We start from the raw sequence: 1,020 nt of genomic DNA, 5'->3' as shown, positions 1-1,020 counted from the left end.
GAGGATACCAACGGGCTCGAGCCGCTTGCCGACAAATGGCGGGCATTTGGCTGGGACGTCGTCGGCGTGAACGGTCATGACCATACTGCCCTGCTCACGATGTTTGACGCCGCCGCCCAGCCCCGGAGCAAGCCGCTCGTCGTCATTGCCGATACGATCAAGGGGCACGGTGTGAGCTTCATGGAAAATCAGGCCGGCTGGCATCACGGCGTGCCGAACGCCGACCAATATGCGCAAGCGCTTGCCGAACTCAAAGCGGAGTTGAGCAAGTGACCGACACCGCACCCGCCCTGTTCGATTGCCGCGACGCCTATGTCCGTACGGTCGAGGAACTCGCTGCCAACGATGACCGCATCGTCGCCGTCGTCAACGACTCCGTTGGCTCATCGAAGCTTGGCAAGTTTCGCGACCGCTTTCCCACCCGCCTGGTCAATGTCGGCATCGCCGAACAGAATATGGTCGGCGTCGGTGCGGGCCTCGCAAACGGCGGCAAGATTCCGTTCGTCAGCGGCGCCGGCTGTTTCCTCACTGCGCGGGCGATGGAGCAGATCAAGGTCGACTGCGCCTATGCGGAAGCCAATGTAAAACTGTGCGGCATCTCTTCCGGCGTCGCTTACGGCGAACTCGGCGCGACCCATCACAGCATCGAGGACGTTGCCTGGCTTCGCGCCATCGACAAGCTGACGGTCATCGTCCCCGCGGACCCGTGGCAAACCGCCGAAGCGATCAAGGCAGCCGCTGCCCATGATGGCCCGGTCTACATCAAGATCAGTCGCATGCCCGTGCCGGAACTGTCGCGCGCCACCGCGTCGTTCCAGATTGGCAAGGGCGAAGTCCTGCGCGACGGCAGCGACATCGCCATCATTGTCAACGGCACCCTAGTCCACCGCGCGCTGGCCGCTGCCGAAGCATTGGCCGCAGAGGGTATCGCCGCCCGCGTGATCAACATGGCGACGGTGTCGCCGCTTGACACCGATATCATCGCGGCTGCCGCTGTAACCGGCGCGATCGTCACTGCCG

2 protein-coding genes are annotated in these 1,020 nt (G+C 63.6%); both read left to right on the top strand.

Features of this window, described 5'->3' with window-relative positions; all coding sequences use genetic code 11:
* Positions 1 to 273, top strand: a 273-nt coding sequence (locus U1769_RS25560) for a thiamine pyrophosphate-binding protein (protein WP_503644668.1), incomplete at its 5' end; no start/stop codon positions are given.
* A partial coding sequence (locus tag U1769_RS25555) for a transketolase family protein (RefSeq protein ID WP_332720956.1) occupies positions 270 to 1,020 on the top strand: 751 nt, incomplete at its 3' end. The genes U1769_RS25560 and U1769_RS25555, both read left to right, overlap by 4 nt.

This window comes from Parasphingomonas zepuensis, assembly GCF_036663735.1.
GTDB lineage: Bacteria > Pseudomonadota > Alphaproteobacteria > Sphingomonadales > Sphingomonadaceae > Sphingomonas.
The sequence above is the reverse complement of the archived record's forward strand: the minus strand, read 5'-3'. Positions and strand labels throughout refer to the sequence as shown.